The following is a 7,202-nucleotide window of genomic DNA, read 5'->3' on the forward strand; positions in this document are numbered from 1 at the left end:
GGGGCCGTAGGGAGCCAGTCAGTGCTTTCTCCGACTGGAGTTTAGGGACAACCGTCCACCAGGACGCTCGGAGAAACTCCTCCGAGACCTTTCCGACATGGCGAAGTCGAACACCCATGGTTTCGATACCTCGCAGCGCAAGCGAAACCTCGTCAGGCGAAACCCCTAGGCTACCGAGGTCACGGATGTGGGGCCATGCAATGGGCCCGGCAACAAGTTCGAATTGCTCGGCGATTGAGGCCGGACTGCCCCCTCTCGCGGCATAAGCCGATCGATCATCCTTTCAGACAAATCCGCGGCAAAACGTTCAAGACGCGCTGCCGTCCCTGTCCTGTTGAGTGCTACTAAGAACTGACACGGCGTGGCCTGATATTTCTATTGAGAATCCGAGCGATGAGTGCAGCGGGTCTCGAGCGATCTCGGCTACGAGTCCCCGACTGCCTTCGTCGTGATGTTCAAGAAGGCGCTCGGCACCACGCCCGCCGCTATTTCTCAAGCCAATCTGCCGACCGCTCGCCGCGCTTCAACTGAAGGCGACATGAGATGTGGCGCTACGTCAAACGATTGCTATGCGTTCAGGTTCGGCATTCTCTCCGGCCCGATTTGTCTTTCTGACGTCCAATAGTGGACTTTTCGCTCGCGGCTGCTTGCGCGCTTGATAAGATTACCGAGTGGCTGAGCGCGTCGGCTGTCCATAAAGCGATCGCGCTTCAGTTCCTCAAACCGAATATTTTTTTTACGGAGATTTGCTGATCGTCAGCCAGAGCATATTTTCTGAGTCCCTCGGAGTAAAGGCTTCGCATCTTTCCTTTGATTGGCCCCCACCATGACAAATGGTAAAACTCATATCTTACGATTGCGATACCAACATCTGTATGGGCGACCGGACCACAGATTTCTTCGTTGTGTGTGTCGCTATCATCGTAGGATTTAGCCAACAAGAAGCGTTCCGATTTGCCGACGGCGTCCAAGACAAAATCACTGGCGGGAACTGGTTCATAAGCAAGCGCGGCGAGGTCCCGGCCGGTAAAGGCAAGAGCATCTTTAAAAACGATGCCATTGCAGGGACCAGATGGACGAACGCCAAGTATATAGCCGACGGGATTATCGAGGAATTTCTGTATATCCTGAGGTAAAATTTCTTTTATTCCGTCGGGCAACTCTGGAAAAGCTAGATCGAGGCCGACCAAAAATTGGCCAATGAGCCACTCGTCGATAGTGCTTACTACCTTTGTTACGCCCTCATTCCAAGCATCAGTGTGAACGAAGTTGGGATCATCAGACACGTTCAATCCCTGATATACAATCACTACCTGATCATCGTCGTCCACTTCAATAGGCCCGATCGTCCAAGGCTCGCGGGCATTCAGGTATTTCGGCCTAGGATACCCATTCAACGTTGCGCTCTCTGTAATGGCGGACGGAGCAAGGGGCTGCCCCGAGAATATTGGAGCTGTAAGCAAATAGAATCCTTGTCTACGCCTATTCACAAAGACGCTAAGCGACAAGAGTAAGATGTCGTATGCTCCTTTGCTTCGAGGCTTTTTAGGATATAGCTCGTGGATGCCGATCGTGTAGTAGCTCATGGCTCTGACCTTCCAGGACGTAGGTCTCACAAAGTCGGAAATCCGCACTGAATAGTGGGATCATTTAACTTGGGACTTTAGCGTTTCTCGAGTTTTGCAACTCGGTCCAGCAGGTTGGCAAGCATATCTTGCAGGCTCACAGTTCTTTTCTGCGGTGCATGCGCTACCCCCACGAGTACGTTCTGTGGCTCTTCCCATTCAAACTGAATCCCTCCACGAATAACCAAGTTTGGATTCTTTTGAAGATTTCCGATAACATTTTGTTCGGCATGCGGTATGGGTAGAGGCTCGATCCCGGCGACGCCAAGCAAAGTAATGCCGCCTGGGTAATCTTGATTGAAATTGAGTGTGAGGCCGTCGTTCGCATCATGAACAAGCGCCCGTCGATATTTCGGCGTTTTTCCTTGCCGGCGACGTGACGGTGCATCAAGAATAAAATCAGTTGACGTCGTTTTTGTTACATTGGCGCTAATAACAACGTCTGCGACGCCTAAAATTATATCGGATGACATAGCTTTCTCCAGTTTTGCGCTGTAGAATAGAACTGCGATGTAATGGCTGATACCTGTCTTCGAGACAGACATGTAACTGCTTATCCGGCCGCACTGCGCATCTGATATATTGGTAATAAAGCAGCCTTGATGCTCCGGCCGATATCAAGACTATAATTGGGAAAGCTAGACTGAAGGATTCTGTCGCGCGTCATCCAAATGAATGACGATCGCGGGCGGTGGACATCTTTTCTACGATGAATTGGTTCGGGTTGGCGTTGGTGAAGAGTATCCTTCACGCAGACGAAGTCGCGTCAGCTTTTTTTGGCAGCCTATAGCGCCCGAACTTCGATGGCCGGTTCTATAGCCGGCAGGTTTATCCGGAGGCGAGGCCGAATGACTACTGGACTTGATCCTGCGACGCTCTCAGCATTGATCGCGCGAATCTATGATAGTGCGCTCGATCCGGACAGCTGGCCAGAAACGCTCAATGCAATCGCCGAATTCCGAGAGTCTCGCGTTATGGCGCTTGTCGTGTTCGACACCGTCGAGCGAACGATGCGAGCCAATCTTGCGGCCGGCCTCACGACCTATGGCGTCCGCGAGATGGAGAAATATTCGCCCCTGATGCCGGCCCCCTTATGGGACACATCCAAGATGCAGCTCGATCAGCCCATTTCCGTGAACGAGGTCATGAACATCAGCGAATTCCACCAAAGCCGGTTCTGTTGCGAATGGGCGCTTCCAAACGGCTTCGTGGATGCTTCTGCCACCTGCGTCATGAAGACGCCGAGTCGGTTTGCAATGGCAACTTGTCTCCTGCCGCGAGTGGCCACACCTCGGGACAGGCTGCTAGGGGCACTTCTCGCACCGCACATTCGCCGTGCCGTCACGATTTCGGACCTACTGGATTCACGACGGATTCGGATGAATCGGCTACAAAGTGCATTGGATGCGCTGAATATCGGCGTAGTGATCGCGGCTGAGGGTGGAAATGTGCTCCACGCCAATGCCGAAGCTGAGGCGATGGCCTCTAGACGCAAGCCTATCCAGTTCAGCAACGGACGCATCCAGGTCAGATCGCCTGCGGCCACCTCCATGCTGCACGGAGCGATCGGCCGGGCACTGCGGGAGGAGACGAGTCTTGGTGCGTCTGGCATTGGCGTCCCAACGGGCGAGGACGGCGGAGCGGTGTTGCATGTCCTCCCTCTAGAGCGGCGCGACCGCGGCCGCCTACGTGGCCCTGCCGCCGCGGCGGTATTCATCGCATCGAGCGAGAGCCGGGCACTAATCCCGCAGCAGGCCTTAGCTGATGCCTTCAGCCTCACTGCTGCAGAGGCAAAGGTCATGCTGTGCTTGGCGGAGGGTAAGACACTGGCGGAGATTGCGCAAGCGGGCGGTATCGCCATCAACACAGTACGCACGCATCTGGTACGACTCTTGGCCAAGACAGGCTCTAGGCGCCAGGCGGACCTCGTTCGTCTTGTCCATCGCCTCGGTATGCCTTTTGGCGGCTGTGACTGACTGGTGAAAAGGCGTCGTGTCTGGATGGCGCCCGCTTGGCAAGGTGATTTCGGCGATGTTTGAGCTTTCCGGGTCGGGCGCAGTCATGTCTCCGGCCTGTAAGCGCGGTTTGATATGACCGCTGGCGCTGATGTTTTACGCTCAAACCGATCCCTATCACCTATCGCGCTTTGACGCGCTATACGCTACCACGGGTCCTTCGGTTCGTGCGGGCCATTCCGCTTGTGCCTTCACATCACTCCTTCGTCACGCCGCCAACTTTTGTGCCTCTTGGGCAGTTCGGGTAATGCTTGGTCTATTGGGTCGCAAGGTTTGGTTGGTAATGCCCGGCTCTGGTCATGATCGCCCACGCGATCCGCGCCATTTTATTCGCCAGCGCGACAGCTACCAGTTTGAAGGATTTCTTCACCAGCAAGGCTCTTGCCCAGTCTGCTAGCGGCGATTTGGTTTTGCCATTCTTGATGCTGTAGAGCGCCGCATGTGCGCCAACCACCAAGAGCTTTCGCAAATGTCGATTACCCATTTTGGATATCCGGCCAAGCCTCGGCTTGCCGCCGCTGGAATATTGCCGAGGCACCAACCCGAGGAATGCTGCGAACTTTCCTCCACCCTCGAAAAGGCCCGGATCCGGGATGCTTGCCGATAGAAACGACGCCGTAACCGGCCCGATACCGGGGATCGAGCCAAGACGAAGACTGACGGCATCCTTGCGATGTATGGCGAGGATCTCCTTGTCGAGTTTGGCAATCTCAGCTTCAATCCCAATCAGGGCGTTCGCCAGCGGCTGCAATGCGAGCCACATTGTTAATGGAAGAGCCTTCTCACTGGAACCCTGTCCCATTCTTTCCAGGATGAGAAGAAGGTCTCCAACATTGCGGGCACCTTGCGCGACGGTTCTGTTGCAAACTTCCTGGTTACTGGTGGCATGGCATTGATCTCCGGAAGTCGCGGAGATTGGCAATGTTCAAAGGTCGGCATTTCGAGCAGTCGGTGATCTTGCTGTGCGTGCGCTGGTATCTGAGCTATGGCCTGAGCCTGCGCGACCTGAAGGAAATGATGGCCGAACGCGGCATCAGCGTCGATCATTCGACGATCCATCGCTGGGTCGTCCACTTTGCGCCCCTGTTGGCGGATCGGTTCAATCGGCGCAAGCGCGCCGTCACTGGCAGGTGGCATGCCGACGAGACCTATTGTCAGGCGAAGTGAGAAACTGACCCCCTAACGAAATGAAGAACTGCCCCCTCGTTTCAGAACGAGGAGAGATAGATGATGAGCATGATTTCAGCGCATCCTGCATTGTCGCGAACGATGCAGGGCGAGGATATGCTTCAGGCAGATGAGGTGGTGGCAATGTTGCGGCTTCACGAACTTGGCTGGGGTGCGAAGCGCTTATCGAAAGAGTTTGGCTGTGCTCGCAACACTGTCCGGCGATATCTGCGGGAGGGCGGAGCAGCGCCATTTAAAAAGCCGGTTCGCCGCACTGCTTTCGATGGCTTGGATGACTGGCTGCGCGAACGCTTCTTCCGGCATGACGGCAATGCCGATGTGATCCGGCAGGAGCTGGCCAGCGAGCATGGAATTATCATCGGTTTGCGCTCTGTAGAGCTTCGGGTCCGGGAATGGCGGCGCGAACTTAAAGCGCAGAAGCGGGCGACAGTCCGGTTTGAGACACCGCCAGGCCGTCAAATGCAGATCGACTTTGGGCAGACCCGTGTCTGGATTGGCGATGAACGAATCCGGGTAAACGTCTTTGTCGCCACGCTGAGCTATTCCCGACGCATCCATATACGTGCTTCACTGCGAGAAGGACAGACCGACTGGTTCGAGGGCATGGAAGGCGCGTTCCTTCGGTTCGGCGGCGTTCCTGGTGAGGTCCTGCTGGATAATGCGAAGGCGCTTGTCGAACATCGCGACGCGGTTAGCCGGGAGGTCCGCTTCAACGCACGGCTATGGGCATTTGCGCGTTACTGGGGCTTCATGCCACGCGCATGCGCTCCATACCGGGCCCGGACAAGGGGAAAGGATGAGCGCGGGGTCGGCTACGTCAAAAAGAACGCCATCGCAGGTCGCCGGTTTGAGAGCTGGGCCTCCTTCGAGGCACATCTGGATCGTTGGATACGTGAGGTCGCCGATCAGCGCGACCACGGCACGACTGGCGAACCTCCAATTGAGCGCTTTGCTGGCGAGGTCGATGCCCTTCGGCCTTTGTCAGGCCGTGCACCGTTTGGTCAGCTGCGCGATCTCGTGCGCAAGGTGCAGGCCGACTGCGCCATCGATCTCGACACCAACAGTTACTCCGTACCCTGGCGTCTCATAGGTGAAAGCGTCCAGGTCATTGTACTTGCGGGTCGTGTCATCGTCCGCCACGCCGGCCATGTCGTAGCTGATCATGCTCTGTGCCAGGGACGGCGACAGCGGATTGTGGACCGGACCCACTTCGTCGGCGTTGCGGGTATGGAAGGGCTGGTTCGTTCCGTTCCAGCCGAGACGACGCCAGCAGCCCTGCTGCGCCCGCTTGCGGAATACGAGGCTGTGGTTGGAGGTGGCTGGTGATGACAACCGTAGACAATGATCTACTCGTCGCAACGCTCGACCGCCTGAAGCTGACAGCAATCCGCGATCAACTCGACAGCCTGCTAGACGAGGCCGCTCGCTCGAAAATGACGCTGCGCGAGGCATTGGCGTTCCTGGTATCGCGCGAGATTGCACGGCGCGACGAGCGGCGCATCTCCATGTCGAGCAAGACTGCGCAATCTCAAAGACCGGAAGTTCCACACGTTCGAGAAAAGCGATGCATATCCGGCGCTGTCGAACCACATCGGGGCGCCGATCAATGCCGATCTGATCCTCGATCATTGGGACGATCTGCTCCACCTCGCCGCGTCGATCACGACGCGGTCCGTGGTGCCGTCTACGATCCTCAAGAAACTGGCCGCATCTCCGAAGCAAAGCCATCTCGCGAGGGCACTCCGCGAACTCGGTCGTATCGAAAGGTCGCTCTTCATGATCGAATGGTACTCAAGCCCGCCACTACGGCGGAGATGCCAAGCGGGTCTCAACAAGGGCGAGGCTGCCCATAAGCTGAAACGCGCGGTCTTCTTCCACGAGCGAGGCGAGATCCGCGACCGGTCGTTCGAGAGCCAGGCGTTCCGCGCCTCTGGTCTCAACCTCGTCGTCAGCGCGATCGTCCACTGGAATACGGTCTATCTCGACCGTGCAATCACACAGCTGAAGCGAGCGGGTCGTGATATTCCTGATACTCTGTTGAAGCACATCTCGCCGCTCAGTTGGGAGCATATCAACCTTACCGGCATCTACACCTGGGATGCCGAACATCAGATGCCGAACGGATTTCGATCGCTCCGTCTGCCAGCTGGACTGCGGCGGGTCGCATAAGTTCTCATTCCGTTCGCCGTTAGCGTACGATTCCGCACTGCTCTTCTGTGGTTGCCGTCCGTTGCGCAAGTAGTTTCTGACCTTTTTTGAGGTGTGATCGAGTGCGGTCCTCTGTCAGGCCTTTCTTTGCGGCACTTTCAGAGGCCGCTGGCCGGTATGGTGATCTGCGGATCCGGCCCAAATCTTGTTCCCGAGCTCGTGGCTC

Annotated in this window: 4 protein-coding genes and 4 pseudogenes; 5 read left to right on the forward strand and 3 right to left on the reverse strand. The window is 56.4% G+C overall.

The window, feature by feature from the left end:
* Window positions 1-710: 710 nt before the first annotated feature.
* Both FHT85_RS29040 and FHT85_RS29045 read right to left on the reverse strand, forming a co-directional pair.
* Window positions 711-1,586, reverse strand: coding sequence for a hypothetical protein (locus FHT85_RS29040; RefSeq protein ID WP_183774793.1), 876 nt, complete (start codon window positions 1,584-1,586; stop codon window positions 711-713).
* Between the two features lie 77 nt (window positions 1,587-1,663).
* Window positions 1,664-2,170 (reverse strand): hypothetical protein, encoded by a 507-nt coding sequence (locus FHT85_RS29045; RefSeq protein ID WP_183774795.1) that lies wholly within the window; start codon window positions 2,168-2,170, stop codon window positions 1,664-1,666.
* 303 nt (window positions 2,171-2,473) lie between these two features.
* On the opposite strand from FHT85_RS29045, the gene FHT85_RS29050 reads away from it, so the two are divergent.
* Window positions 2,474-3,601, forward strand: coding sequence for a helix-turn-helix transcriptional regulator (locus tag FHT85_RS29050; protein WP_183774797.1), 1,128 nt, complete (start codon window positions 2,474-2,476; stop codon window positions 3,599-3,601).
* Between the two features lie 295 nt (window positions 3,602-3,896).
* On the opposite strand, the pseudogene FHT85_RS29055 reads toward FHT85_RS29050, so the two are convergent.
* A pseudogene (locus FHT85_RS29055) lies at window positions 3,897-4,487 on the reverse strand (IS110 family transposase); the annotation flags it as partial.
* Between the two features lie 74 nt (window positions 4,488-4,561).
* Between FHT85_RS29055 and FHT85_RS29060 the strand changes: the two are divergent.
* The 4 genes and pseudogenes from FHT85_RS29060 to FHT85_RS29070 all read left to right on the forward strand — a co-directional run.
* Window positions 4,562-4,804 (forward strand): annotated as a pseudogene (locus FHT85_RS29060) (IS6 family transposase); the annotation flags it as partial.
* Window positions 4,805-4,867: 63 nt separating this feature from the next.
* On the forward strand, window positions 4,868-6,154 hold the full coding sequence (istA, locus tag FHT85_RS29065; RefSeq protein ID WP_183774803.1) for an IS21 family transposase: 1,287 nt from the start codon (window positions 4,868-4,870) through the stop codon (window positions 6,152-6,154).
* Window positions 6,154-6,354: pseudogene (locus tag FHT85_RS30365) on the forward strand (ATP-binding protein); the annotation flags it as partial. The gene istA and the pseudogene FHT85_RS30365, both read left to right, overlap by 1 nt.
* A pseudogene (locus tag FHT85_RS29070) lies at window positions 6,344-6,997 on the forward strand (Tn3 family transposase); the annotation flags it as partial. The pseudogenes FHT85_RS30365 and FHT85_RS29070, both read left to right, overlap by 11 nt.
* Window positions 6,998-7,202: the final 205 nt, after the last annotated feature.

It is taken from the genome of Rhizobium sp. BK312 (assembly GCF_014193605.1).
Classification (GTDB): domain Bacteria; phylum Pseudomonadota; class Alphaproteobacteria; order Rhizobiales; family Rhizobiaceae; genus Rhizobium.